Origin of the sequence: Paenibacillus glycanilyticus NBRC 16618 (assembly GCF_004000805.1) — a bacterium.
Classification (GTDB): Bacteria; Bacillota; Bacilli; order Paenibacillales; family Paenibacillaceae; genus Pristimantibacillus; species Pristimantibacillus glycanilyticus.
This window is the reverse complement of the sequence record NZ_BILY01000047.1, coordinates 1-24,725: the sequence shown is the minus strand read 5'-3', so window position 1 is coordinate 24,725 and position 24,725 is coordinate 1. Positions and strand designations below refer to the sequence as shown.

28 protein-coding genes and 1 riboswitch are annotated in these 24,725 nt (G+C 50.8%); of the genes, 9 read left to right on the top strand and 19 right to left on the bottom strand.

Translation table 11 applies throughout. The annotated features are described in order from the left end of the window. Positions 1–22: 22 nt before the first annotated feature. The 4 genes from PGL01S_RS26960 to chvE form a co-directional block, all read right to left on the bottom strand. On the bottom strand, positions 23–1,036 hold the full coding sequence (locus PGL01S_RS26960; protein ID WP_127498188.1) for a substrate-binding domain-containing protein: 1,014 nt from the start codon (positions 1,034–1,036) through the stop codon (positions 23–25). Positions 1,037–1,137: 101 nt separating this feature from the next. After that, entirely contained in the window at positions 1,138–2,301 is a 1,164-nt protein-coding gene (mmsB, locus tag PGL01S_RS26955; protein WP_116394449.1) for a multiple monosaccharide ABC transporter permease, read from the bottom strand. Between the two features lie 6 nt (positions 2,302–2,307). Continuing rightward, positions 2,308–3,837, bottom strand: a complete 1,530-nt coding sequence (mmsA, locus tag PGL01S_RS26950) for a multiple monosaccharide ABC transporter ATP-binding protein (RefSeq protein WP_127498186.1) — start codon at positions 3,835–3,837, stop codon at positions 2,308–2,310. 104 nt (positions 3,838–3,941) lie between these two features. After that, entirely contained in the window at positions 3,942–5,108 is a 1,167-nt protein-coding gene (gene chvE, locus PGL01S_RS26945) for a multiple monosaccharide ABC transporter substrate-binding protein (RefSeq protein ID WP_127498184.1), read from the bottom strand. Between the two features lie 514 nt (positions 5,109–5,622). Here chvE and PGL01S_RS26940 point away from each other — a divergent pair. After that, positions 5,623–6,027 carry a VOC family protein gene (locus PGL01S_RS26940; RefSeq protein ID WP_127498182.1) on the top strand — a complete coding sequence of 135 codons (405 nt, stop codon included), beginning with the start codon at positions 5,623–5,625 and terminating at the stop codon, positions 6,025–6,027. A gap of 40 nt (positions 6,028–6,067) precedes the next feature. Here the strand turns inward: PGL01S_RS26940 and PGL01S_RS26935 are convergent, their stop codons facing one another. Next, a complete protein-coding gene (locus tag PGL01S_RS26935) occupies positions 6,068–6,907 on the bottom strand; it encodes an AraC family transcriptional regulator (protein ID WP_127498180.1) in 840 nt (279 codons plus the stop codon). 125 nt (positions 6,908–7,032) lie between these two features. On the opposite strand from PGL01S_RS26935, the gene PGL01S_RS26930 reads away from it, so the two are divergent. Together PGL01S_RS26930 and PGL01S_RS26925 are read left to right on the top strand one after the other, a co-directional pair. After that, positions 7,033–8,034, top strand: a complete 1,002-nt coding sequence (locus tag PGL01S_RS26930) for a Gfo/Idh/MocA family protein (RefSeq protein WP_127498177.1) — start codon at positions 7,033–7,035, stop codon at positions 8,032–8,034. A 29-nt stretch (positions 8,035–8,063) separates the two neighbouring features. Then, a complete protein-coding gene (locus tag PGL01S_RS26925; RefSeq protein WP_012772653.1) occupies positions 8,064–9,002 on the top strand; it encodes an aldo/keto reductase in 939 nt (312 codons plus the stop codon). 64 nt (positions 9,003–9,066) lie between these two features. On the opposite strand, the gene PGL01S_RS26920 is transcribed toward PGL01S_RS26925, so the two are convergent. The 8 genes from PGL01S_RS26920 to PGL01S_RS26885 all read right to left on the bottom strand — a co-directional run bounded on the left by PGL01S_RS26920 (position 9,067) and on the right by PGL01S_RS26885 (position 13,989). After that, on the bottom strand, positions 9,067–9,474 hold the full coding sequence (locus tag PGL01S_RS26920) for a GNAT family N-acetyltransferase (protein WP_127498175.1): 408 nt from the start codon (positions 9,472–9,474) through the stop codon (positions 9,067–9,069). Positions 9,475–9,487: 13 nt separating this feature from the next. Next, a complete protein-coding gene (locus tag PGL01S_RS26915) occupies positions 9,488–9,964 on the bottom strand; it encodes a GNAT family N-acetyltransferase (RefSeq protein WP_127498173.1) in 477 nt (158 codons plus the stop codon). Between the two features lie 410 nt (positions 9,965–10,374). Beyond that, positions 10,375–10,827, bottom strand: coding sequence for a phosphotransferase family protein (locus tag PGL01S_RS31505; RefSeq protein ID WP_127498171.1), 453 nt, complete (start codon positions 10,825–10,827; stop codon positions 10,375–10,377). Further along, positions 10,824–11,336, bottom strand: a complete 513-nt coding sequence (locus tag PGL01S_RS31500) for a phosphotransferase family protein (protein WP_127498169.1) — start codon at positions 11,334–11,336, stop codon at positions 10,824–10,826. The genes PGL01S_RS31505 and PGL01S_RS31500 overlap by 4 nt, the downstream gene beginning before the upstream one ends. Before the next feature lie 39 nt (positions 11,337–11,375). Beyond that, positions 11,376–12,278, bottom strand: coding sequence for an aldo/keto reductase (locus PGL01S_RS26900; protein ID WP_127498167.1), 903 nt, complete (start codon positions 12,276–12,278; stop codon positions 11,376–11,378). Positions 12,279–12,306: 28 nt separating this feature from the next. Continuing rightward, complete coding sequence (locus PGL01S_RS26895; RefSeq protein WP_127498165.1) at positions 12,307–12,864, bottom strand: DUF2812 domain-containing protein; 558 nt, start codon at positions 12,862–12,864, stop codon at positions 12,307–12,309. Between the two features lie 5 nt (positions 12,865–12,869). Then, complete coding sequence (locus tag PGL01S_RS26890) at positions 12,870–13,199, bottom strand: PadR family transcriptional regulator (protein WP_116394466.1); 330 nt, start codon at positions 13,197–13,199, stop codon at positions 12,870–12,872. Positions 13,200–13,389: 190 nt separating this feature from the next. After that, positions 13,390–13,989, bottom strand: coding sequence for a DJ-1/PfpI family protein (locus tag PGL01S_RS26885; RefSeq protein WP_127498163.1), 600 nt, complete (start codon positions 13,987–13,989; stop codon positions 13,390–13,392). 52 nt (positions 13,990–14,041) lie between these two features. Beyond that, a riboswitch (ZMP/ZTP riboswitch) is annotated at positions 14,042–14,121 on the bottom strand. A 134-nt stretch (positions 14,122–14,255) separates the two neighbouring features. Between PGL01S_RS26885 and PGL01S_RS26880 the strand changes: the two genes are divergently transcribed. After that, positions 14,256–14,969: a glycoside hydrolase family 25 protein gene (locus tag PGL01S_RS26880; RefSeq protein ID WP_127498161.1), complete on the top strand. Its 714-nt coding sequence runs from the start codon at positions 14,256–14,258 to the stop codon at positions 14,967–14,969. Positions 14,970–15,011: 42 nt separating this feature from the next. Here the strand turns inward: PGL01S_RS26880 and PGL01S_RS26875 are convergent, their stop codons facing one another. The 4 genes from PGL01S_RS26875 to PGL01S_RS26860 form a co-directional block, all read right to left on the bottom strand. Continuing rightward, positions 15,012–15,428 (bottom strand): hypothetical protein, encoded by a 417-nt coding sequence (locus PGL01S_RS26875; RefSeq protein WP_127498158.1) that lies wholly within the window; start codon positions 15,426–15,428, stop codon positions 15,012–15,014. A gap of 91 nt (positions 15,429–15,519) precedes the next feature. Next, positions 15,520–16,083, bottom strand: coding sequence for a glutathione peroxidase (locus PGL01S_RS26870; protein WP_127498220.1), 564 nt, complete (start codon positions 16,081–16,083; stop codon positions 15,520–15,522). A gap of 123 nt (positions 16,084–16,206) precedes the next feature. Continuing rightward, on the bottom strand, positions 16,207–16,737 hold the full coding sequence (locus tag PGL01S_RS26865; RefSeq protein WP_127498156.1) for an NUDIX hydrolase: 531 nt from the start codon (positions 16,735–16,737) through the stop codon (positions 16,207–16,209). A 6-nt stretch (positions 16,738–16,743) separates the two neighbouring features. Then, positions 16,744–17,208, bottom strand: coding sequence for a hypothetical protein (locus tag PGL01S_RS26860; protein ID WP_127498153.1), 465 nt, complete (start codon positions 17,206–17,208; stop codon positions 16,744–16,746). A 148-nt stretch (positions 17,209–17,356) separates the two neighbouring features. Here PGL01S_RS26860 and PGL01S_RS26855 point away from each other — a divergent pair, with 148 nt between their 5' ends. The 3 genes from PGL01S_RS26855 to PGL01S_RS26845 are packed head-to-tail and all read left to right on the top strand — an operon-like array spanning position 17,357 to position 19,995. Further along, a complete protein-coding gene (locus tag PGL01S_RS26855; RefSeq protein ID WP_127498151.1) occupies positions 17,357–18,154 on the top strand; it encodes an ABC transporter permease in 798 nt (265 codons plus the stop codon). Positions 18,155–18,164: 10 nt separating this feature from the next. Next, positions 18,165–18,983: an ABC transporter permease gene (locus PGL01S_RS26850; RefSeq protein ID WP_116394472.1), complete on the top strand. Its 819-nt coding sequence runs from the start codon at positions 18,165–18,167 to the stop codon at positions 18,981–18,983. A gap of 22 nt (positions 18,984–19,005) precedes the next feature. Continuing rightward, complete coding sequence (locus PGL01S_RS26845) at positions 19,006–19,995, top strand: ABC transporter ATP-binding protein (protein WP_127498149.1); 990 nt, start codon at positions 19,006–19,008, stop codon at positions 19,993–19,995. A 58-nt stretch (positions 19,996–20,053) separates the two neighbouring features. On the opposite strand, the gene PGL01S_RS30990 is transcribed toward PGL01S_RS26845, so the two are convergent. After that, complete coding sequence (locus tag PGL01S_RS30990) at positions 20,054–21,619, bottom strand: YncE family protein (protein WP_244935771.1); 1,566 nt, start codon at positions 21,617–21,619, stop codon at positions 20,054–20,056. A gap of 82 nt (positions 21,620–21,701) precedes the next feature. Beyond that, positions 21,702–22,895, bottom strand: coding sequence for an ROK family transcriptional regulator (locus PGL01S_RS26830; protein ID WP_127498143.1), 1,194 nt, complete (start codon positions 22,893–22,895; stop codon positions 21,702–21,704). A gap of 249 nt (positions 22,896–23,144) precedes the next feature. Between PGL01S_RS26830 and PGL01S_RS26825 the strand changes: the two genes are divergently transcribed. Together PGL01S_RS26825 and PGL01S_RS26820 are read left to right on the top strand one after the other, a co-directional pair. Continuing rightward, positions 23,145–23,777: a chromate transporter gene (locus PGL01S_RS26825; protein ID WP_127498141.1), complete on the top strand. Its 633-nt coding sequence runs from the start codon at positions 23,145–23,147 to the stop codon at positions 23,775–23,777. 22 nt (positions 23,778–23,799) lie between these two features. Continuing rightward, positions 23,800–24,330 (top strand): chromate transporter, encoded by a 531-nt coding sequence (locus tag PGL01S_RS26820; RefSeq protein WP_127498139.1) that lies wholly within the window; start codon positions 23,800–23,802, stop codon positions 24,328–24,330. Positions 24,331–24,725: the final 395 nt, after the last annotated feature.

The window sequence follows — 24,725 nt, the reverse complement described above, 5'->3', positions numbered from 1 at the left end:
GATTAGCGCTCCCCTTTACCCGTTACTTGGCATAAAACTGGTCAACGTCACCAGGGGTCACTACCGTAATGCCCGTATCGATGTTCGTCGGCAGCGGCGGAATGCTGGAATCCCCGTTATTGGACATCGGATTTACGATATGATTGCGGAGATGGAACAGCTGCATCAGCGACCAATACCCCATATTCCACGTCCCCTGCGCCAGAGTTGCCGAGATCGTGCCGCTCTTGACCATATCCAGCGTTCCTTTATCCGTGTCAAAGCTGATGATCTTGACCTGATCCAGCTTGTTTAACCGCAGAATGGCATTGCCCGCGCCAACCCCTCCGTTTGCCTCCGTTACGAAAATACCGCTCAGATCCGGGAACTTGTTCAGCAGATCACGTACCTTCTGCTCCGATATCATCTGATCGCCTTTGCCGTCGGCAATCCCAACCAGCTGAAGATCGGGAAATTCCTTCTCCAGCGTCTCCTCGAAGCCCCTTGTTCGCTCTTGATGGTTCAACTGATTAGGCAGCGTAATGACGCCAACCTTGCCGGCTCCGCCCGTCAGCTCGGCCATCTTTCGGGCTGCCGTCACCCCGGCGTTGTAATTATTGGTGCCGATGTAGGAATACGCTTTGCTGTTTGGCGCATCCGCGTCGAACATAACAACGGGAATGCCCGCTTCCACCGCTTTATTAATCGCGGGGTTCAAAGCCTCGGAATCGATGGCGCTTACGGCTATTCCCGCGGGACTGCGCGCGATAACCTGCTCGAGCACCATCATTTCCTCCTGCACGTCGTATTGCGTGGAGCCCCGGTATTCCACCGATACGCCAAGCGCTTCCGCCGCGTCCTCGAAGCCTTTCAGCCCGTTTTTCCAATAGTCGATACCGGCCAGAAAATTCACCATCACGTACTTCTCGTCCAGCGTACCGTGCAGCCCTTCGGGCTCATCCAGCAGTCCGCTGTTGTCTTCCTTGACGAATACCATATACAAATAGGCCATCAGCGTCCCAATCAGCACGATATAGACGAGCAACAGCTTCTTCACCCGGATCCCCCCAATATGCAAAAAACCGCTTTCATTAACATAGCAGTTAAGCGCGTCTAGACACAAGAAGTGTTTAGACGCGCTAAGAGACGGCTCTGTTATTAAGCAGATTTGTTTTTGTTATAGAGGTCGAAGGCGACCGCGAGCAGCAGTACCAGACCTTTGATGCCTTGCTGATAATCGATGCCCAGACCCACCAGCGACATCCCGTTATTCATGACGCCCATAACTAGACCGCCAACAATTGCCCCGATTACCGTACCCACTCCGCCAGTTGCCGAGGCCCCGCCGATAAAGACGGCCGCGATGGCATCCAGCTCGAAGTTCACCCCGGCCTTCGGAGTAGCCGCGTTTAGCCTTGCCGCAAACACAAGACCCGCAAGGGCGGCAAGCACGCCCATATTGACGAAGACCCAGAAGGTCATCTTTTTCGTCTTCACCCCGGACAGTCTTGCCGCTTTCTCATTGCCGCCGAGCGCATAGATATGACGGCCCATCACCGTTTTGCGCATGACGAAGGTGTACAAGGCAATCAGAATAAACAGCATGATCAGAATGTTAGGAAGACCTTTGTAGGAAGCGAGCACATACGTGAACAGGTTCGTAATAATCACGACGGCCGCCAGCTTGATCAGGAAGAACGGAATCGGCAGCAGCTCAAGCTTGTATCTTTTCTGAACCAGGCGCCCGCGCCACTCCATAAAGATGTACAGCACCGACAGCACGATTCCGATTAACACCGTGAGCAGATGAATATCCCAGCCCCCCGGTATGTCAGGCAGGAATCCGGTGCTTATGGAGCGAAAGCCCTGCGGGAACGGAGCCACCGACTTGCCGTCCAGCACCAGCATCGTGAGGCCGCGGAATAATAACATCCCCGCCAGCGTGACGATAAAGGACGGAATCCGTACGTAAGCCACCCAGAAGCCCTGCCAAGCACCAACGATAGCGCCGAACACAAGCGACAGCACCATCGCAACCGGGAAGGACATCCCGTGTTTGACCATCATGATGGCCGATACCGCGCCAACAAACGCCGCAACGGAGCCGACGGAAAGATCGATATGGCCGGTGATAATAACGAGCAGCATGCCAATGGCCAGAATTAGAATATAGCTATTCTGCAAAATCAGGTTCGTAATATTAAGCGGCTTCAGCAGAATGCCGTCGGATAGAAACTGAAAGAGCAGCATGATTAGGATAAGTGCAATAAACATACCGTATTGCCGGATATTGCTGCGTAATAACTTTAGCGCGGTTTCCATGCTGTCCTACCTCCTGCTTTTCGTCATATACTTCATAAGCGTTTCCTGGCTGGCTTCGGCTCTTGGCACTTCCCCGGTAAAACGTCCTTCGTTCATGACATAGATCCGGTCGCACATCCCGAGCAGCTCCGGCAGCTCCGAGGAGATCATCAGAATGCCTTTTCCTTGCTCCGCCAGCTGATTGATAATGGTGTAAATCTCGTATTTCGCCCCTACGTCGATGCCCCGGGTTGGTTCATCGAGAATAAGGAGGTCCGGACCGGTAAAAATCCACTTGCTCAGCACAACCTTCTGCTGGTTTCCTCCGCTCAGGTTGCCGGTTTTCTGATGGACGCTAGGCGTCTTGATGTTCAGCTTCTTGCGGAAGCCTTCCGCCTCTGCTATCTCTTTGTAATCGTCCACCACAAACCATTTGGAAATGCCCCATAGGTTGGCAAGCGTTGTATTGCGTTTGATATCGTCCATCAGGACAAGCCCGTATTCCTTGCGGTCCTCGGTTACGTAAGCAATGCCCTCGTCAATTGCTTTGCTAATGTCGGGCAGCCGGATTTCCCGGCCTTCCTTGAACAGCTGGCCGCTGATTTTTTTCCCGTAGGACTGACCGAAAATACTCATTGCAAGCTCCGTGCGTCCTGCCCCCATAAGCCCCGCAATGCCAACAATCTCGCCGCGGTTAATATGGAAGCTGACTTCGTCGATCACTTTGCGTTCCGCTTGCTGCGGATGATAGACGTTCCAGTCTTTGACCTCGAACAGGATCTCTCCGATATGCGGCACCCGCTCCGGATAACGATGCGTCAGATCCCGCCCAACCATCCCTTTAATAATCCGGTCCTCGGTAATTTGATCCTCGCGAACCCGCAGCGTCTCGATCGTCTGGCCGTCGCGCAGAATCGTGATCGAATCGGCCACCTTCATAATTTCGTTCAGCTTGTGAGAGATAATAATGGACGTCAGTCCCTGCTCCTTGAACGCCAGCATCAGATTCAGCAGATTCTCGCTATCCTCTTCATTAAGCGCTGCGGTTGGTTCGTCCAGGATAAGCAGCTTTACTTCCTTGGATAAAGCCTTCGCAATCTCGACAAGCTGCTGCTTGCCTACCCCCATCGTTCCTGCAAGCGTATTCGGGGATTCGGACAAGCCTACGGTCTTGAGCAGCTCGCGCGTCTTCACAACCGTCTCGTTCCAGTTAATAATGCCGCGGCTTGCCTGCTCGTTGCCTAAAAAAATATTTTCAGCCACGGACAGCTGCGGAATAAGAGCAAGCTCCTGGTGGATGATGACGATGCCAAGCTGCTCGCTGCTTCCGATATCTTTAAATTCGCAGGCTTTGCCCTTGAATAAAATGTCGCCTTCATAGGATCCAAACGGATATACGCCGGAGAGTACCTTCATCAGCGTCGACTTGCCCGCGCCATTCTCTCCCATAAGCGCGTGTATTTCGCCTTCTTTTACCTTTAAATTAACGTTCTCCAGCGCCTTTACGCCCGGAAAGGTTTTGGTGATTCCCCGCATTTCGAGTAGGATATCAGTCAAAGCTATCACCACGCCTTCAAGTTGGATAAGGAATACGGAAAATGATTTAGCAACGGCTTTGAGGCCGTCGCTAAATCATTTGGCTGCCGCAATGCTTCAGTGTCTTATTTCAGTTCGTCTTCGGTGTAGTAGCCCGAATCGACCAGTACTTGCTTGTAGTTCGTGCTGTCTACCGATACTGGCTCCAGCAGGAAGGAAGGAACTACCTTCACGCCGTTGTTGTACGTTTTCGTATCGTTCACTTGCGCTTCTTTGCCTTCGATTACCGCTTGAGCCATGCTAACCGCTACCTTCGCAAGCTCACGGGTATCTTTAAAGATCGTGGAGGTTTGTTCTCCGGCAATAATGGATTTCACCGAAGCAACCTCAGCGTCTTGGCCCGTAATGATTGGCATTGGCTTATCCGCCGTGCCGTAGCCTACCCCTTTCAGGGAGGAGATAATGCCGATGCTGATACCGTCATACGGAGACAATACGGCATTTACCGTGTCGGTAGCGTAGTTCGCGCTCAGCAGGTTATCCATCCGGGATTGCGCGGTTGCGCCGTCCCAACGGAGGGTTGCGACCTGCTCCATTTTCGTCTGGCCGCTCTTCACAACCAGCTTGCCGCTGTCGATGTAAGGCTGGAGAACCGACATCGCACCGTCGAAGAAGAAGTACGCGTTGTTATCGTCCGGGGAACCGGCGAACAGCTCGATGTTAAACGGCCCTTTGCCGTCCTTCAGGCCAAGCTTATCTTCGAGGTAAGAGGCTTGCAGCACGCCTACTTTGAAGTTATCGAAGGTCGCGTAGTAGCTGACATGCTCGGTATTTTTGATCAGACGGTCATAAGCGATCACTTGAATGTTCTGGTCGGCCGCTTTTTGCAGCACGTCCGTCAGGGACTCGCCGTCGATTGCCGCAATAACAAGCACCTTAACGCCCTTCGTGATCATGTTCTCGATTTGGGAAACCTGGTTCTCGATTACATCCTCCGCATACTGAAGGTCTACCGTGTAACCAAGCGCTTCGAATTCTTTCTTCATGTTGGCGCCGTCACCCACCCAGCGCTCCGACGATTTCGTCGGCATGGAGATACCGATTTTGCCTTTTTCGGTGGAGGCACCTGTGTTTGTGCTTTCCGCGCTGTTTCCGGCCGATGCGTTATTTGTAGCTTTCTCACCGCCATTGTTGCTGCTGTTGCCGCCTTTGTTACTGCTGCCGTTCGCGCCGCAAGCGGCAAGCACCACGATTAATGCGGTTAACATCAGGATCGATAACACTTTTTTCATTTCTGTCTATCCCCTCTCGATTTGTGAGATGAATGAGCCGATAGACAAATCATACAAGCGGAAGCTTTTTAAATCTTTTCACTTCGTTAACTCGTTTTTATAAAAAAACAAACAAAAAAGACTTAAGCGGATAAATGGTTAATCTGCTTAAGTCTTAATTGATTCTCTTGACTCCTTCTATCCCCTGTATGACAGACTAACAGTAGTTAGCCCCTACTACTCTCCTTCTCTCCGCCTTACGTTGGATTTTCTCCAGTAAAATTACGGCAAAAGGAACGATTTCAGCGGCTACGATGGATTCTATCCAGTAAAATGGGCTTAAAAACGCCACGTGCGTCCAAATGAGCGCATTATGCTGTACTCAATCCAATCTAGCATAAGAAACCGGACAATATCGTCCCTTACGCTGTATGAAATCCAATGTAGCTGATTGCCCTACGTAGGACTCGCTTCCTTCCCCAAATGTAGAGTATAGTAGGACTAGTTGAAATATAAATTCCAGGAGGCTAGAGCCATGTCACAGGAGATTTGGATTAACCTGCCGGTCAAGGATGTTCAGAAATCAACTACCTTTTTTAATCAAATCGGATTCCAAGCCACTAACGTAGGCAGCGAAAGGGCCAAGCTTACGATTGGCCAGACCACGTTCCTGCTCTTTCCCGATGCGGCGCTTGAGAAATTTTCCGGCGCGAAAGTTGCCGATACTTCCCAATATGCCGAGGTCTTGTTCTCCCTTGGCGCTAACAGCAGAGAAGAAGTGGACGAATTTATTCAAAAAGTAGAGTTTGCCGGCGGCACCATCTTCGGCAAGCCTAGCGAATCGGACGGCTGGATGTACGGCGCGGGCTTTGCCGATCTGGACGGCCACCGTTGGAACCTGCTGTACATGGATGAGAGCAAAATGCCGAAAGGCAAATGAAAAAAAACGCCGGTAACCTGGTTAAGGTTGCCGGCGTTTTTTACACCCCGAACAATCTCCGGTATGCCGTTGGCGTCATCCCTTCATGTTCCATAAATCGCTTGTTGAAATAGCTGACGCTTGGATAACCCGCTTCTTCCGCAATCTGTCCGATGTTATCGTCCTTCCGCTCAAGCAGCCATTGCTTCGCCGCCTGCAGGCGGCAGCGGGTAATAAAGTCCATTGGCGTCATGCGGGTAGCGCTGCGGAACAGCTTGCAGAAATAATAAGGCGTCACCCCAACCCGGTCTGCCCACTCCTCCAGAATAAAAGGCTTCACCGCCTCCTGCTGCATCAGCGGAAGCAGCTCCATAATCCGCTCGCTTGAAGTCCCCGTCTTGTTCCCTTGCAGCGCAGACGCATGCTCAACAAAAACCGTCAGAAGCATATAGGTAAGCATCGACAGCTGGGCCGGCCGAAGCATCCGGTGCGTCTCGGCTTCGTGCAGTAGCTCCTCATGCGCCTGTTCCCAAATCTGGGGCTGGCGAAGCTTCCATAGCGGGCTTTTGTGGAAGCCCTGCTCAATCAGATAATCCCGAAGGCCCGTACCTCCGTAGAAATGAAACCATCGCACGTCCCACGGCTCGTCCTGGCTGCTGTAATAGCGCTGCTTCTGCAGCGGAAAATACAGCACGGCTTCCCCTGCCCGAAGCTCATGAACAACGCCGTCAATCTCCGCATAGCCCTTGCCGGAAACGCAGTAATGAATATTGAAATTGTTCAAGGCTCCGGCCTCGCGCGTAGTGCTGTGCTCCGGGTCAAACCGATAATTGCCCACCGATTCAGGCATGCAAAAATACGGCATATTCGGAAGCGTAAGCAGCAGGCTTTGACGTTTCATAGCAGGCACCTCTTTATGTCAATATTGTTCTAATGGTATACAAAATAATATCATTTTAATTTTAATTATCTTCTCCTATAATCGCAATATAGTCATAAATCATTCTAACAAAGCGAGGGTGAAGCATGAGCAAAAAGCTTAGATGGGGCATTCTGGGATGCGCTAATATTGCAAAAAACGCGGTAATTCCTGGCCTTCATTTATCCGATTTGAACGAAGTGGCCGCGATCGCGAGCCGCGACGGAGAGAAAGCCAGACAAACGGCTGAAGCTTTGAATATTCCTACTGCCTATGACAGCTACGAGGCGCTTCTGGCCGACAGCTCGATTGACGTTATTTATATCCCGCTGCCGAACCATCTCCATAAGGAATGGGCCATCCGTGCAGCTGAAGCAGGCAAGCATATTTTGTGCGAGAAGCCTCTCGCGCTGAACGCGCACGAAGCGGCAGAGATGGCTGAAGCAGCCGACCAAGCAGGCGTTCTTCTGTCCGAGGCGTTTATGTATCGCTATCATCCGCGCTATCAGCAGATTAAAGAGCTGATCGCATCCGGTGCAATCGGTCAGATTCGCGGGATCCGGAGCGCGTTTACGTTCAACAACCCGAACGACTCCAAGAATGTCCGCTTCCGTAAGGCTTGGGGCGGCGGCTCCATCTATGACGTAGGCTGTTATCCGATTAACGTTGCGCGTCTGCTTTTGGATAAAGAACCGGAAGCGGTTACAGTCAACGCCCTTTTCTCGCAAGAGCATGACGATGTCGATATGATGGCCTCCGGCCTGATTGAATTTGACGGCAACATATCGCTTACCTTCGACTGCGGCATGTGGGCGGCGTTCCGCAATCCGCTGGAGATTCTCGGAACCGACGGTATTATCGAAGTTCCGTCCGCGTTCGTTACGCCAACGGCGGAAAGCAGCCATATCTACCTGAGTGCAAACGGTGAGCGCCGCCAAATTGAAGTACCGTACGTAAATTCGTATACAGCGCAAGCGGATTCCATTGCCCGTTCCGTTACAAACGGTACTCCTCTGGAATTCCCGACATCCGATGCCATCCGCAATATGAAGGTTATTGATGCTTGTCTGTTATCTGCCCGTGAACATGCGAGAGTCCAAGTATTGTAAAATAATGATCTCTGAGGAGGCTGCTTACTATGGAATTCTTAAAGCTGCAAGGATTGGACAAACCGGTATCCCGCTTGATGAAAGGGACGGACTATTTCTACCATGACTCTTATGAAAAAGCCGCTGCCAACATGGACGCCTACTTCGCCATTGGCGGCAACTGCTTTGACTCCGCTCATATTTATTGCGGCGGACAAAGCGAGGAAGTAATCGGCCGTTACCTGAAGGAACGCGGCACCCGCGACCAATGGGTAATCCTGACCAAAGGCGCCCATCACGACCAGAATGGCCCGCGCGTCAGCCGTGAAGCGATCCGCAGCGACCTGATGACGAGCCTTGAGCGTCTCCAAGTCGATACGATCGACATGTACGGTCTTCACCGCGATGATCCCAACGTCCCTGCAGGCGAAGTAATTGAGATTCTGAATGAGCATATCAAATCCGGCGCGGTGCAAACGATCGGCGTATCCAACTGGACTTGGCAGCGCATTCAAGAGGCGAATGACTACGCAGCGGCAAAAGGCCTTGTTGGCTTCTCGTTCAGCAGCCCTAACCTTAGCCTTGCGAAAGCCAACGAACCGTTCTGGTCCGGCTGCGTGTCCGTCGACGACGAGACTCTTGCCTGGCATGAAGCCAACCAGCTTCCGCTGTTCTCCTGGTCCTCGCAGGCCCGCGGCTTCTTTACCGGCCGTTTCACGCCGGAGGATCGCAGCAATGCCGATCTGGTCCGCGTCTTCTACAGCGACGACAACTGGGAGCGCTATGAGCGCGCGAAGCAGCTGGCCGAGCAAAAGAACGTCACGCAAATCCAGATCGCGCTCGCTTACGTGCTTAACCAAGCCTTCCCGACCTGCGCCCTCATCGGCGCCCAATCGCTCGAGGAGCTTCGCTCCTGCGACGAAGGCTCGCGCATCAAGCTGACTCGCGAAGAGATGGCTTGGCTGGATCTGAGCTCGGATAAGAAATAAATAATCGTAAATAAAGACCGCTCCTGCTTGCAGGAGCGGTCTTTTTGACAAGCTAAATTAATGGCTAGGACCCCGGCCTCCTGACCATAAACCGCTCGGCATTACGCTTAAAGCCAAACTGCTCATATAGTCCATGGGCATCCAGCGTACCGAGCAGCCCCGACAGTCCTTCGTATTGCTGCACGATCCACCCTACAAGCTCCTTGCCTAAACCATGCCCCCGATGCTCTTCATCTATATATACATCAGCCAAATAATAGACGGTAGCCCAATCCGTGATGACCCGGGCAAAGCCTACTTGCCTATCTTCATAATAAATACCGTAGCACGTGGAGTTCTGAATCGATTTCTCAATCGTCTCCCTTGTACGCTGATTCGCCCAATAACTCTTCGCCAGAAAGGCTTGAATCATATCCAGCTCAAGCAGAGACTTATCGTCGCTAAACCGGTACTTGTTATATAGATGCTCCATGTTCAATGGCCTCCTAAATGAAACTCTTTGTAAAAGTAACTCGGTCATATCCTTCTGCAAAAAAGTCCTTCTCTTCATTAGCCAAGTTAAATCCGATGCTGCTGTAAAAATCGATCGTCCCCAGATTTCCCGGATGGCCAAGCGTATACAAAATCACCTGCTTCTCTCCGAGTTCTCTCAGTCTATCGCAGATTTCGCTGAGCAGCGCCCGGCCAACGCCTTTACGTGCCGCACTCTGCTTAACAACAACGCCAACAATCTCGTAATGACCAACCTCGTCGTTAAAAATAAAACCCGTGTGCCCAACGACCTCACCCTTATCCTCCGCAACAAAATAATCGCTTCTGCTGCTAGAAGGAGATGAGGCGAAATAGTCCGCCCACCTTACGGGATATCTAGCAATAACGAAAGGCGGAAATTGCAGGGGATATTCTTCAAACATAGAAATAACAACATCTTGATCGTTCTGTTGGAGTTGGCGGATAAGCAATCAGAAACCTCCTGTTGGCAGTAAACGAATATAAATCTACCAAATGATTGTTTATCCATATTTTACAAGTAAAATCCAGTTGGTTTCAAAGGTTTCTTTTTACTAACGGGAGCTACTCGCCCCTTAACGATGTCGCATATCGCTAAGCATGTCACTGGAGCATCATTTTAACGCCTTAACGATGTCGCGCATCGTTAAGCTCTTCGATTTTAGCTGATTACTTTCGTTTTCCCGTTTTTCCCTTTATCTTAGCGATATCGCACATCGTTAGGCACTAAGCCAGCATCCGATTGAACCCCCTTAACGATCTCGTACATCGTTAAGCCATCTTGCGGTTGCTTTCCCTATGCCCACGCACAAAAAAACCGCCCAAAGGGGGCGGCTCAATTACCGTCATCAGCTTTGCTATTTTACAGGGCTTGCAGCTGCTTATAGCCCTCTACAAAATTCTCGTAAGCCCACTTGATATGATCCTTGCTTTCGTATTGTCGATAAGTGCATTCAATGGCCATGATGAGATCGAGATAGAAATCGTACAACACGCGTCTTCTCTGCTCGGACTCGGTTAAGCCGTTAATGCCGTATCCCTCGCAGAACGCGCCTAAAGTACTCTTCGCGAAACGTCCGAAATAAAATTCGCTGAGCGGATCGCCCCAGAAGGCACGCTCGAAGTCGATCAGCCCGGAGATTCTGCCTTCATGGACAAACACGTTGCCATCCCACAAATCCCAATGGATAAGCGAGGCTTCCTTAACCACACCCAACAGTTCCCTGTAGCGAAGCACTTCCTTCTCGATTTCCGCATAGGATACCGGCAGCTCGACGCCCGCATCCTTGCCGTCGGCCAGCACATCCACCATCATACCCTCAAACGCTTCCGCCCAGTTATCCTTCCTGCGGCCTCCGGTTGAAGCGACCCAAAGAAGCTGTTCTTATAGGCATTAATGGAACGGCTGTAGCCGCCAAGCTCGCGTGCGATGGCCTCCCGCTCCTCCAATGAGAGAGAGTCCCTTATTTTATTCATTGCCGTTCCTTCTATATACTCCATGAAAAAATACTCCGCCGGGATGATCGAACAAGCAGCATCGTACGCATAGACTCGCGGAACAGGAAGTCCTGGCGTGTCCGCGACGAGGCGCATGGCTTCTACTTCCGTCCGCATCATGTTCTTCTCGTAACGCATGACCAGCTTATCCGCGGAAGGCGCAATCTTCAGGACAGTCTTTCGTCCATCCCCCAGCACAATCGAGTAAGCCATGTTTGCCCAGCCGTCCGTTAGCTCGCTAACCGAAATATAAGCCTGTCCAAAAGCCTCCCGTACGATCGTTTCGATCTCCTTGTCATTCAACCTGTACTTGTTCGCATTTTCCATTGCGCCTGACAACCTCCGGATCTTGGAATCGGGCTTAGCTTAGCGGTGAACCTTGTACACGCTTGCTTTGCTTAAGCGGCGAATAAGCTGTACTTCTTCGTCCGTTAATGGCGAAATATCCGCCGCGGATATATTTTGCAGAAGCTGCTCGCGGGAGCTTGCTCCCGGAATCGCCACGGCTACAGCGGGATGGCTAAGGGAATAGCGAATCGCCAGCTGCGACAGGCTCCGTCCTTCCGATGTCAGCTGCTCCAATTGCCTGCGAAGCTCAAGAAGCTCATCGAGCTCATAGTCCAGCACGCCTTTGGACGGCTGGCGGTTTGCCGCAAGCGCGCCGCTTGCAACAGGCCCACGCGCGATCAGGCTTAGCCCCTTTTCTTCCAGCAACGGGAGCACCGTTTCCTCTGCCCGCCGGTCCACGATGCTATACTGATTCATAACGCTAACGATGGAAGACCGCGAAGCATACTCCCGAATGACATTCGGACGGATCGAGGAAATGCCGTATTCCCGGATTACGCCCTCTCGCTTCAATTGCTCGAACGCTTCGATTGTCTCGTCAATCGGATCCTCGATCGTCCCGCCGTGCAGCTGGTACAGATCGATGTAGTCCGTTCCCAGCCGTCTAAGGCTGTCTTTCACGGCGGATAAAATATAAGCCTTCGACGGATCCCAAGCCCAGCCCTCCTGTCCGGCTATTCTCCGGTTGCCGACCTTGGTCGCCAGCACCACCTGCTCACGGCGTCCCCGGATGGCCTTGCCGACAAGCTCTTCGTTCCGGCCGCTGTCATACAGATCGGCTGTATCCAGCAGGGTTACTCCCCTCTCCAAGGCTTCATGAACAAGGGAAATGGCCTTTTCTTCATCCGTACCCAGCGACATGCAGCCAAGTCCAATCTCCCCTACGTATAATTCAGAACCGCCCAATTGATTTTTTCTCATAGCAGATTTGCTCCTTCAGTTATCCAGGTTAAAGTTTAAGCGCGTTTACTTTCTTCTGCATCCTCCAGCAGCCATACCCCAATACGCCGAACAGGAGAAGATAAAGAACGGTCACCGGCAGGCCTATCGTCCACAACCTGTCGCCGCTGAAGAAGTTCCGCAGATTAACCATATTGGCAAGCATGATTACGAGGTTAACGAGCATCATTACGGCCATAACCCCTTGCAGTCTTTTGTACAGCTGAATCAAGGAGTCGCGGTCCGTATAGAGCCGAGGCTCCTCCCCGGGCTGCCATTCCCTGCGAAAATAATGCCAGAGCGAGCCGTAAGAGCTGACATACTCCCAGCCTGCGTCCTGATACAAATCAATATACTCCTGAAACTTGCTGCTTCCAAGTTTTTGCCCGGTCTGGTAATCCAGTCTGTACGTATACCGGACCGATTCATCCTTCGCGAAGAAGCTGCTTGCCATACTCGCCTTCTTGAAATGCATTCCGTCACGGGACATCTCGTTAAGCCATTGCTCTTCCTTCTCAAAGTTCCAGCTCATCGTCAGCCGGCGCCGCTTAATCAGCTTGTCGCTCATCCGCCTCACCCTTTCTTCGTAATCAGAGCTTGCCGCCCTACGTTCAGAAGCTCTTCCAGTCTTGCGATCTCCGCTTCGACTACCAGCATGCCGTTCTCCGTAATGGCATACATTTTGCGGCGCGAGTCCGCTCCCTCCGGAACGGGATATTGCTCAATCAGCCCTTTGCCCAGCAAGGTATTAAGCGCCGTATATAAAGTGCCTGCACCAAGCTTTACGCGCCCGCCGCTCCTCTTCTCGGTATCCTGCATAATGCCGTATCCATGTGATGGCTCCGTATAGAGAACGATCAGGATATAATAAAACGCCTCGGTAAGCGGCAGCATCTCTTTCATGTCTTATCATCCTCCCACCACTCGAACTATATCGCCTGTCGATATAGTTTATGCTTATATATTATGTCTCGATATATCGACTGTCAATATAGTTTATGGAAAATTTATCAAAACAAATCTCACAAAAAAAAGAACATGCCGAGAATCTCGACATGCTCTGATAGGTTTCTTTCATCATTGCCAAAGTGCATCAGGAATGCTCTTTCGGCACCCAATCGTATTCCATTAGTTTTGCGGTATGCAGGGCTCTCTCCTCGCCAAGAAGGCGGCTGATGACATAGAGTGACATGTCTATGCCGGCCGAAATGCCGGCAGACATTATTATTTTTCCGTTATCCACATATCTGGCGGTCTCGGATATTTCGGCGGATGCCGGAGCGACCTGCCTTAACTCCTCGGTTGCAAGACGATTCGTCGTCAGCTTCAGCCCTTCCAGCACTCCAGCCTTCGCAAGGAGCAGCGCGCCCGTGCAGACGGATAGCAGCAGCTCCGACTCGTCAGTGCATTTCCTGATCCAATCGGTCAGCACCTTGTTGTGCATTTCCTGACGGGAGCCCCAGCCGCCGGGAATAAGCACGATATCGGGCTTGGGACAGTCGTGAATGGCATAGGCCGGATTGACGCTCAGATTGCCTAAGGCCGTAACGGGACTGTTATTCTCCGCCACGGTGAACACATGGAAATCCTGCCCGCGATTGCTGCCCGTAATAAACACTTCAAACGGTCCCGTAAAGTCCAGCACTTCAACGTTGTCATAGATCAGAATAGCTACATTCCTTCTCTTCTGCATCCGCTTCATCCTCCCCAATAAAAAAGAGCATCGCCTCTCTTGAAGAGAAACGATACTCTGCCCAGGCGTACGGCTCATGACATATGTGCTCCCTCGTGGTTCTCCACGTTTACGCCAGTTGCACATACCATATATTTACTTTTATCATAAACCGGGCATATGCGCGGGGCAAGTTAAATTTTGCGGAAACAAATAAGGACATGCTGACGTCTATGTATCGGAATGTTCAAAGTAAAATTAAGGGCAGGAACAAAGGATAGGTGGCTATGAAGCTAAAAAGATGGCAGATAAGCACCGCATGTATACTGCTGCTCTTCGTGATCGCCGGTGTATTGGAATATAAGGGCATCATTTGGCATAACAACCTGTTCGCGTCTAAATACAAGGTTCGGGGAATCGATGTGTCCCACTATCAGGGCGAGATTGATTGGGGCAAGGTTGCCGGCAGCGGCAAATGGCGGTTCGTCTATATCAAGGCAACCGAAGGAAAGGATATGACGGATAAGGACTTCAAATCGAATTGGGAGCAAGCCAGAAGCCAAGGGATGAGGATCGGCGCTTATCATTTTTTCACGACGCAAAGCACCGGCGCCCAGCAGGCGGCGCATTTTATCGAAGAGGTACCCAATGAGTCCGCCAATCTCCCGCCTGTTATCGATATCGAGATTGCTCTTGATAAGGATGTCGCCCTCATTCAGCGGGAACTGACCATCCTCTCCAGCCATCTGGAGGAGCATTATAAGCAGAAGCCTATCTTGTATGTCACTTACGATACTTTTAATACCTATATAGCAGGCAGCTTCAAGGATTACGAAATCTGGATCAGGGATATCGTCAAGCATCCGCGTTTACGAGGTGACCGCAGCTGGTTATTCTGGCAATACAACAACCGGGGTCATATCCCAGGCATCGACTCGTACGTCGATATTAACGTTTTTAACGGAGACTACGAGCAATTTAAGGCAAGGTTTGAGCGCTAAAAAATAGAAGCCGAAACTTCTTGGGAAGCATCGGCTGACGGATTACTTTTCGATTTTATAGGTAAACTTCCACTCGGCCGTATTCCCCGAATACCTGCCGCGGTTCTCCGTCACAACGACCTTCAACGCTTTATTGACGGTTTTTGTAATAGAAGATGCTTTTACCGTATCATTGGCTGAATTGCTATCGGGAATTTTATCCTGCTCTTCGGCATATGCCTTCAGCTTAATGCTGTCCGTCGATTTCAAGCTCAGGGTGATACTTTTGTTTTTTTGTACTTCCTTGCCGTTCACGTAAGCCTTAGTCAACCACTCGTTACCGACATGGTTATTCTCGACCAGCTCCACGCTGACAAGCGTTACTTTGAATTTGGTTGTTTTGTCCGAAGCCGAGACCGGTTGCATAAGCAGCGCAAAAACAGCCGTAACCGCCATAGCTACCTTCAAAAGCTTGCTCAATGCGAATGCCTCCCTCAAATTTTTCCTACAGAGAAACTTCTCCGGGACGCATGTTTATCCTGCCTCTTTACTATTTTCGCAATAATTAGACTTATTGCTCCGAGGATAATGCCTCCTCGATGGCCAGTTCCAAATCGGCTGGCTGCGTCGTAGGTTCGAATCGGGCGATAACCTTACCTTCCCGGTTAACAAGGAACTTGGAGAAATTCCACTTTACGCCGTCGCCTTCATATAGGTCCGGATGATTCTGCTGGAGAAAATTCTTCATCCACAGCTCATCGGAATTATCCGCGTCAAAGCCCCCGAAAGGCGCCTGCTCCGTCAAATACTGAAAGAGAGGATGAACGGATTCACCGCGGATCTCTACCTTTTCGAACAGCGAGAAGGTTACTCCGGCATTGCGCCGGCAATGCTCTTCCACCTCCGCATTGCTCCCGGGCTCTTTGCCGTTGAACTGATTGCACGGGAAACCCAGTATTTCGAAGCCGTGCATCCAATATTTTTCGTACAAATGCTGCAGGCCTTCGAACTGCTTGGAATAGCCGCATTGGCTTGCTGTGTTTACGATTAGAAGAACCCTGCCGTAAAAAGCAGACAGATGAATAGACTCCCCATTTATCTCATTAACCTGAATGTCATAGATGGACTTGTTCATCATTAATCCCTCTCCCCTTTTTTATATTTAATCCATCATATAACCAAGAAGCCTATTTGAATAATATATAAAAACAATAATCTTCATAGGCAATTTCAATAAAGTATATATTGGAAAAAAGGCTTATAAAAAGCCTTCTCTCTCCATGAACTTCGCAGCTTCTTTCAGAATAATCCGGTCGCGCATCAGCATAAAAAGCTTGGCGTGATTATCGCCGCCGCCCGCCACTGCTTTTTCCATAATATCCAGCGCTTGTGCGGCAGACAGCCATTGAACGGACATTCCGAGCTGTTCTTCGGCTTCGGTGAGAACAGCCTCACCCGCGCCATGCCGCGCTTTTGCCAGATAACAATGCGAATGCTGCAGAAACCCGTTCCGATTCTTATGCTCCTCCACAAAGCCAAGCTTGCAGATTACATCCGCTTCGCAACCGGTCTCCTCTTTTATTTCCCGTACAAAAGCATCCTCGGGGGACTCGCCTTCCTCCATTCCTCCGCCGGGCAGCTTGTAGAGATCAAGCTCGGCCATATACATCATCGCAACTTGTCCATGATCGTTGAATAGCACTCCCCTTGCGGCATAACGCGAGACGATATCCAGATACGCCAGGTCGCCTCCTATAAGATCACTGTCGGTTATCTTTAGGTTTAGCATGATCCCTTATCTCCTTTTTAAACTTAATGGTTCAGGCAGCTGATTCCCTTCGTTTTTAAAGGCATTAAACTTCTTGACCAGGTCCAGGTAAGCCTGCTCCCGGTCTTCGCCAGTTCCCTTCATCTCCTGCCAATCCTTAACGCTTGCTTCCCACGGGATGCCCGCTCCTTTCCGGCAAATGTATTCGATCGGATAATCATCCACAGACCAGTTCTTTTCATGGTCACGCCTTTTTCTAAACACATATCGCGCTCCTTCAATCAGCAGTGCCATGCAGAGGCTGGGAATAAGACTATTAACGGCATTATCGGGATTAAAGTGCCTCGCAGAGGAATAAATGCCGTCGCATATTAGGAAAAGCATTAAAGCATACAAGAGCCATCTCAAGCCTTTGGCCAGCTTCCAAAACCGTTTAAAGTTCAGCAAAGTTAAATAAAATGCCACGATAAGAATGATCAGAATCATTGCCACTTCCGTTACGCCTCCCCTGCAATTTTAGGCCGAACCTTATAAATAACTATATTAAAAATATCCGTAGCCTGCGGGATTGAAATCGATTAATATAAGAGCATTGTAATTGTAATATTTTACATATCAAGTCACTTTTAAGGGGGTTAATATGCTTCAAGCTTACTGGTACATAACGAAAATGAAGCTTCTCGTTAATCTGACTTACAGGTTTGAAGTGTTCACTTCCGTTGCAACCAATCTTATTCTGATGCTGGCTTCCGTATTCTTATGGCAGACGGCTTACAAAGGCGGCTCCGGATCGGTAGAATCGCTTAGCCTGCAGGATATTACGACCTACACCATTCTCTCGATCATTATCTCTACCATCTTCGTATGCGATGTACAGAATACCATCTATTACAAAATACGGGAAGGCCAAATTGTGACCGACTTCTACCGTCCCATCCCTCTTTTTGCCTGCTACCTGGCCGAAGATATCGGAGAAATGCTCAGCTCCTTGTTAAACAGGGCGCTTCCGCTAGTCGTATTTGCCTCCATCTTTTTTGGCATTCCGTGGCCCGCTTCCTTCGGGAGCTTCCTGCTCTTCCTTCCAAGCTGCCTGTTAAGCTACGCCATTCTATGGCTGCTTAGCGCGCTTATCGGACTGATTGCGTTCTGGGTGATGGAGCTTGGCAACATGGGGAATGTCAAGGACGCTATCGTCCGCGTATTGTCCGGCAGTATCGTGCCGCTGTGGTTTTTCCCGGAATCGGTGCAGACCGTCTCGAAATTTCTTCCGTTCCAATACACGTACCAGACTCCGCTCGGCATTTATATCGGCAACACAAGCATGTCCGAAGCTTTAACCTCCATGGCTGTTCAAGCCGTCTGGATCGCGGTATTGTATCTGATCCTGGCAGCCGGATGGGCGCGCACGAAGAAAAAAACGTTAATCCAGGGAGGCTGAGAACGTCCTTATGGTATCTACGATCAAGCATTATGTTTCCGTCGCTTCCTGCTGGGCGCGTCTCGCCGTGCAGCGGCAGCTTGAGTATCCGCTGTTCCTGTTCAGTTGGCTCCTCATGATTCCGATTCAATACTTCTCCGGCATCTGGATGCTCAAGATTATCGTCGACCGCTTCCAGGCTCTTAACGGCTGGGATTTCCCGCAGCTTACCTTTTTGTATGGACTTGGCCTGATCAGCCACGGCATTTTTGTCGTCTTCTTCATCAATACGTGGAGTATCGACCATATGGTCATCAACGGCGGCTTCGACCGTCTTCTGCTTCGACCGATGAACGTTTTCTTCCAGCTCGTTGCGAGCTACGTGAATTTTATCGGGTTAATCGATTGCATACCGGGCGTTATCATCTTCCTCTATGGGGCCGATATCGCCGGCTTTGACTGGACGCTCGCGAACATCGGCAAGCTGATTCTCGTGCTGATTGGCGGTATTCTGATCCGTGCCGCGCTGTTCACCAGTCTTGGAACGATCGCATTCTGGACCAAGCGCAACGGCTCCATGGTTGGCTTCGCCCTGACGATGCTCGAGCGCGCAACCATGTATCCGCTTAGCATGTATCCGTATTTCCTGCAGGCGTTATTCACCTTCATCATCCCAATCGGCTTTATCAGCTTCTATCCTGCCGCGGAATTTCTGAATGCGGACAGCGGCGGCCTCGATCTCCCGCTAAGCTTTGCGCTGTGGACACCGCTCGTGGGCGTGATCTGCTTCCTGATTGCGGGCGGCATCTTTAAATTCGGCATGAGAAATTACGAGAGCGCAGGCTCTTAAACCATAGGGGGATCTGACTGGAATGGAAACCGTTATTGAGGTTAAGGATCTCGTGAAAGAATATATAATCGTAAAAAAAGAAAGCGGGCTGCGCGGCTCGATCAAGAGTCTTCTTTTCCCGAAAAAAACGAAATTTAACGGCGTAAACGGCATCAGCTTCTCCATCGCGCCCGGAGAGATTGTCGGCTATATCGGACCAAACGGCGCCGGCAAAAGCACCACCATCAAAATGCTGACCGGCATTCTCCATCCGACCTCGGGCTCCATCAAGGTATGCGGCATCTCCCCGCAAGCCGACCGGAAGGCCGTCGTCCGCAAGCTTGGCGTTGTATTCGGGCAGCGCACGCAGCTGTATTGGGATTTGCGTCTCGGGGAATCCTTTGAGCTGCTGTGCCGGATTTACCAGATTGATCAACAAGCCTACGACGACAATCTAGCCATTTTAACCGACGTGCTGAAGCTGCAGGAATTCATCAATACGCCGGTGCGCCAGCTGTCGCTTGGCCAGCGCATGCGCGGCGATATCGCGGCAGCCATGCTGCATTCGCCGTCGGTCTTGTTCCTCGACGAGCCTACGATTGGGCTGGATGCCGACGCGAAGCATGCGATCCGCAACTTCATTAAAGAGATTAACCGTACCCGCGGCGTTACCGTTATTCTGACCACTCACGATCTTGATGACGTAGAGCAGCTCTGCAGCAGAATTATTGTCGTTAATAACGGCAAGCTCGTAGAGGACGGTCCTATCGGCTCCATTATCCATAAGCTTACTCCTCACCGCTTGCTGGTTGTGGAGCTTCACGAGCCTGCCGACGATCTCACCACTCCGCATGCCACCGTTATCAAGCAGGAAGGGCTGAAAATCTGGTACCAGTTCGAAAAGGAAAGCATCTCCGCCTCGGAGCTTATCGCCGCCCTCTCGCAGAAGCTTCCGATTCAGGATATTAGCGTCAAAGAGCCTAACGTGGAAGACGCCATCCGCGAGGTCTATAAAACGACGGCAACTAGGTAAGCAAGGCATTAGAAAAGCCGGGGCATACTCCATTTGGAGTGTGCTCCGGCTTTCGCTATTATTCATGAAGAGCCAGACCGCTAGGGCTGGCGGCTGTCTCAATCTTGTTCGTCACCTCAAAGGTCTCTCCGTCAATGACGATTATCCCGTCGCTTACCGCTACATAGATCCGGTTGGTCTTTGTATGAACGGCCACCGCCTTCGGGCAGCTTCCTACCGGAATAGTCTCAATAACCTTGTGTTTGGATGCATCTATAACCGAGACGGTATCGCTTCCGGAATTCGAGACGTACACCAGATTGGCGAAGGTATCCACTCCGGCAGCATAAGGATTTTTGCCGATCCCTTCCGTTATTGTTTTCAAGACCGTGTTGGTCCCGCCATAAATAACGCTCAAGCTATCGCTTAAGAAATTCGGCACATAGATGAGATTCGCGTCCTCGTGAATACCCGCAAGGCCCGGCTCATGTCCGACAGGAATATCCGGGAACAGCCTTGTATGGGTGTATCCGTCTATAACCGAAATATCATGATCCGGGCTGCCGTTTGCTACGTAAATCCGATTCGTATCGGCATTAATAACGATTCCGGCAGGAATGTTGCCTACGCCAACGGAATCGATAAGATGGTTGGCTTCCCCGTCCAGAACATCCACGGTATTAAGAAGCGAGCTTGCAATATAGACCCGGTTGGTCTTCACGTTGACGGCTGCGAGCGAAGGAAACGGGCTTACCGGTACAACGGCTACCGCTTCCTTCGTGCTCCCATCCAGCACTATAAGCTGATGCTTGCCGCTGTTAATTGCATAAATCCGGTTCGTCACCGGGTTAAGAGCTATCCCCTTAACGGAGCCGGCAGACGGCAACGGAATCGTATCGGCGACGGTATCCGTCTCCCCGTCGATAACCAGGATCTGTCCCTTCTCTGACAAAGAGACAAACAGCTGATTGTTCCTCATTGCTGCCGGAGTTTTGTCCTCAGCTGGAGCCGGCATTGGAGTTGGTGTTGGAGCTACTGTTGGAGCTGGGGATTGAGCTGCTGTTGGAGTTGGCACTGGGACTGGAGATGGCGTTTGAGCTGCTGTTGGAGTTGGCACTGGGGCTGGAGCTGGTGTTTGAGTTGCTGTTTGGGCAGGCACTGGGACTGGAGATGACGTTTGAGTTGCTGTTGGAGTTGTTGCTGCTGTTGGAGTTGGTACTGGGACCGGTGTTGGAGCAGGAGTTGGCGTTGGAGCCGCTGCAGCCAGTTGCGAGACCTGGACTTCGGCCGAAGGCGGAGTAATGGAAGGAGCAGGATCCTCTATAAACTCGGCCTCAGGCAGCTCTTCCATTTCATAATCGGATTCTTGCCCGATCTCATCGTCAAGCATATCCAGCCATTGCGGCAGCGGCTGCAATTTCCTTTTCCGTAGCTTCCTTGCCGGTTGTTTGTAGCGTTGTTGCGGAGTTACTGTTACGGCAGCGGCTGCCGTTGTCTTCGTTACGCTTGGCTTCACTGCTTTTTTCTGCTGTTTCTTTGGTTTCACTGTCTGTTCTATGCGACTAGGGGGGCTTAGAAAACCCGACTGCTTCTGAGGCAGGTACATCAGCAGCGGTGCGGATTCTTTTTTGCCCCGGCTATACATTTTCACGCGCTTCCCCTCCCCAAGCATACTTAACCGCTTATTTATTATAAGTAGGTAAGTATGGAATGGCTTGGGTATTTGCTTATAATTTCATGCGGCTTCTTACCATTAATGCGGCACCCGTCACAACCGCGTCTTCCTTTAATCGGCCCATCGAAAATTGCGGGATATACGCTTCGCCGTAATACGTCTTCTTAACCGCTACCTCCGTCGCTACCCGATAATACATCGGATTGGCGCTAATCAGAGCCCCACCTAGAATAATCAGCTCCGGGTGGAACGTATTGATCAGATTGGCCAGCCCTACTCCGAAATAAGAGGCGGATTGCCGGAATATCTCCCGTATAAAAGGATCGCCGGCGTTTAGTCCCTCCGTAATCGTATCCAGGTTTACTTTTTCCGGTGCAACGTTATTTAATAATAAGCCGCCTTCAACCTTCAGCCTCGTCCGCACCTGTCTTTCCAGCGCTTGAACCGAAGCAAAGGTTTCGAGGGAGCCGTAGTTGCCGGATTCCTCCAGCCTAGGGCCATCCACATCGATAATCATTTGCCCTATGGAACCCTCCATGTCTACCTTTCCGTACACGATTTGTCCATGGGACATCATGGCCGATCGCAAGCTGATCCCCGCGGAGACGTACAACGCATGCTCCACGTTATCTTGCCTCATAGACCAATGCTCTCCAACCAGAGCCGTATTAGCTCCATTCTCAAGCAAGGTCGGCAGCCCCGCGGCCTCCTCGAACATCGCGCAGATCGGAACCTGTTCCCAGCCCTTGGCCGGAAAATACTGAGGATTAATAATAACCCCGCTGCTGCGGTCAAGCGGTCCTACCGCCCCGATTCCCAGCCCCAGAATACGGCTTTGCGTTAGGGCATGATCCTTCTTAAAAGCAAGCATCATACCGACCGTATGGGCAACCAGACGCTCGGGCGTCATCGTCTCGTCCATCCGCCACCGGACAACGGACTTCTGATTCATATTCATGTCAAATAAACCAAGCGTTGAAGTGAACCTGGAGATTTCGAGGCCAAATATATATCCGTAATCGGGATTAATCTGATAGAGAAGCGGTTTTCTGCCGCCCTTCGACGGACCTAATCCGGTAACGAGGATAAGCCCTTCCTTGGCCATATCGTCCAATAGACGGGTCATTGTGCTGCTCGTAATATCATGGGCTTCCAGCAGCTCCGCTTTTGCAATTGGTCCAAGATTAGCGATGTAATCGTAAATAAGCTGTTTATGCGAGGGGACGGAACGCAGAGAATGACTCATCGTTTCATCCTTTCCGGGTAGATTGTCGTTGCTACCTGCAATTATACCCCAGATCTAGAATAGGGGCTATGCCGATTGGTTTTCCCCACTTTATTCAATTTTGAACAAAACTAAACAGAGTACTAAGGGTTATCCGCTTGTTTTTATCGGTATAAGCATTTCTTATAATCCAAATCAAAAGAACTTTAATTCAAAATGAATTTAAGTTGCTATAATAGCTATATAGGAGTCAAAAAGGAGAGAGTTTACATGCAGACAAACTGGAAAGAACGACTCTATTTTTTGGCACAGCTATTCTGGGTGTTTGTACGGATCGGCCCTTCCACCTTTGGCGGCGGTTATGCCATGCTGCCCGTCATTGAACGTGAGGTCGTTAATAAGCGTAATTGGATTGCCGAGAAAGAACTTGCTGATGTCGTATCGCTAGCCGGATCCGCTCCGGGAGGCGTTGGCGTCAATGCCGCAGCCTTCATCGGGTACCGGAAAGCCGGCATACCGGGAGCGGCTATGGCGGTTATAGGCGTAACGCTGCCAACCTTTATTATTATCATCACGCTTAGCCTTTTTTATCTTAAGTTTCAAGACAATCCCAAGGTTGTGGCTGCCCTGAAGGGAATTCACGGCGCGGTTGTGGCGCTGATCGCAATGTCCGCGTACCGGATGGCCAAGGCTGCCATCTTTGATAAGACAACGTTAGTTATGCTGGTCCTCGCGCTTCTCATTCTGCTCGCGCTTCCGCTTACTCCGCTATTTATCGTTGCAGCAGGTATTCTGGTTGGTATCGGCATGGTTCGGGTCAAAGAGAAAACAGGCAAACAAGCCAATACGGAAAAGCCATCCTCCAGCAGCCAAGAGCTGATGTATCCGGAGTATTATATTTGATAAGCGCAAGGGAGAGTTACGTATGATCTGGGACTTATTCCTGACTTTCTTCAAAATTGGATTTATCTCGTTTGGCGGCGGTTATTCCGTTATTCCGATGATTCAGACCAAGGTGATCTCGCACGGATGGATGACAACCGCCGAATTTCAGAAGGCCGTCTCCCTTGCCGGCATGGCGCCGGGGCCAATCGCCACCAATGCCGTAACGTTAATCGGCTACGATACAGCGGGTATAGCCGGTGCGATTGCCGCCTGTGTGGGGATTGTCCTCCCTTCGCTGCTGGTCGTAATCTTGCTGTCGGCCTTCTTCTTCAAGCTTCGGAATAATAAGACGATGAAATCTCTCTTTTATGGCCTGCGACCCGTCGTTACCGGATTAATTTTTTATGCGGCGCTTCATTTCGGCGGCTTCGACAAGCCGGGCAGCTACACCTGGACGACCGGGTTTACGCTGCTGATCTGCGCAGGCTGCCTATGGCTTTTGTTCAAATACAAGCTGCACCCGTTAACCGTGATCGCGGCGGCGGGAGCAGCCGGAATTATCTTTTTATAGCCCTTTTGAATCCCCCGCGGCAAGCTGGTAATCTTGCATGAGATACCATTTTGAAAGCGGGGGATTTCGTTATTATCTCGAACGTTATGATGTACCCCGTGCCTTCTTTCGTAAACGCGGCCAGCTTTCCCGCCTCCCAGCTGCCTTAACGATGCGGCACATCGTTAAGCTCGCCCAATTCAGCCGGATTCGCTCCTTTTGACGGCTTTTCTCTTTCCTTAACGATGTCGCGCATCGTTAAGCACTGCTTTTACCCGCCTCCTAGCTGCCTTAACGATGCGGCACATCGTTAAGCTTGGCCGCCGCACGCCCGCAACACTCACATTCCAGCCCATCCTAAGCAAATAAGACCCTCTCAGGGTCTTATAATGTCTACTTTTACTCCAGTTCCACCC

Bases quoted from the DNA above. Each gene is read 5' to 3' on its own strand.
- mmsB (WP_116394449.1), bottom strand. From the start codon at position 2,301: ATGGAAACCGCGCTAAAGTTATTACGCAGCAATATCCGGCAATACGGT.
- chvE (WP_127498184.1), bottom strand. From the start codon at position 5,108: ATGAAAAAAGTGTTATCGATCCTGATGTTAACCGCATTAATCGTGGTG.
- PGL01S_RS26940 (WP_127498182.1), top strand. From the start codon at position 5,623: ATGTCACAGGAGATTTGGATTAACCTGCCGGTCAAGGATGTTCAGAAA.
- PGL01S_RS26935 (WP_127498180.1), bottom strand. From the start codon at position 6,907: ATGAAACGTCAAAGCCTGCTGCTTACGCTTCCGAATATGCCGTATTTT.
- PGL01S_RS26930 (WP_127498177.1), top strand. From the start codon at position 7,033: ATGAGCAAAAAGCTTAGATGGGGCATTCTGGGATGCGCTAATATTGCA.
- PGL01S_RS26925 (WP_012772653.1), top strand. From the start codon at position 8,064: ATGGAATTCTTAAAGCTGCAAGGATTGGACAAACCGGTATCCCGCTTG.
- PGL01S_RS26920 (WP_127498175.1), bottom strand. From the start codon at position 9,474: ATGGAGCATCTATATAACAAGTACCGGTTTAGCGACGATAAGTCTCTG.
- PGL01S_RS31505 (WP_127498171.1), bottom strand. From the start codon at position 10,827: ATGATGGTGGATGTGCTGGCCGACGGCAAGGATGCGGGCGTCGAGCTG.
- PGL01S_RS31500 (WP_127498169.1), bottom strand. From the start codon at position 11,336: ATGGAAAATGCGAACAAGTACAGGTTGAATGACAAGGAGATCGAAACG.
- PGL01S_RS26900 (WP_127498167.1), bottom strand. From the start codon at position 12,278: ATGAGAAAAAATCAATTGGGCGGTTCTGAATTATACGTAGGGGAGATT.
- PGL01S_RS26895 (WP_127498165.1), bottom strand. From the start codon at position 12,864: ATGAGCGACAAGCTGATTAAGCGGCGCCGGCTGACGATGAGCTGGAAC.
- PGL01S_RS26890 (WP_116394466.1), bottom strand. From the start codon at position 13,199: ATGAAAGAGATGCTGCCGCTTACCGAGGCGTTTTATTATATCCTGATC.
- PGL01S_RS26885 (WP_127498163.1), bottom strand. From the start codon at position 13,989: ATGCAGAAGAGAAGGAATGTAGCTATTCTGATCTATGACAACGTTGAA.
- PGL01S_RS26880 (WP_127498161.1), top strand. From the start codon at position 14,256: ATGAAGCTAAAAAGATGGCAGATAAGCACCGCATGTATACTGCTGCTC.
- PGL01S_RS26870 (WP_127498220.1), bottom strand. From the start codon at position 16,083: ATGAACAAGTCCATCTATGACATTCAGGTTAATGAGATAAATGGGGAG.
- PGL01S_RS26865 (WP_127498156.1), bottom strand. From the start codon at position 16,737: ATGCTAAACCTAAAGATAACCGACAGTGATCTTATAGGAGGCGACCTG.
- PGL01S_RS26855 (WP_127498151.1), top strand. From the start codon at position 17,357: ATGCTTCAAGCTTACTGGTACATAACGAAAATGAAGCTTCTCGTTAAT.
- PGL01S_RS26850 (WP_116394472.1), top strand. From the start codon at position 18,165: ATGGTATCTACGATCAAGCATTATGTTTCCGTCGCTTCCTGCTGGGCG.
- PGL01S_RS26845 (WP_127498149.1), top strand. From the start codon at position 19,006: ATGGAAACCGTTATTGAGGTTAAGGATCTCGTGAAAGAATATATAATC.
- PGL01S_RS30990 (WP_244935771.1), bottom strand. From the start codon at position 21,619: ATGTATAGCCGGGGCAAAAAAGAATCCGCACCGCTGCTGATGTACCTG.
- PGL01S_RS26830 (WP_127498143.1), bottom strand. From the start codon at position 22,895: ATGAGTCATTCTCTGCGTTCCGTCCCCTCGCATAAACAGCTTATTTAC.
- PGL01S_RS26825 (WP_127498141.1), top strand. From the start codon at position 23,145: ATGCAGACAAACTGGAAAGAACGACTCTATTTTTTGGCACAGCTATTC.
- PGL01S_RS26820 (WP_127498139.1), top strand. From the start codon at position 23,800: ATGATCTGGGACTTATTCCTGACTTTCTTCAAAATTGGATTTATCTCG.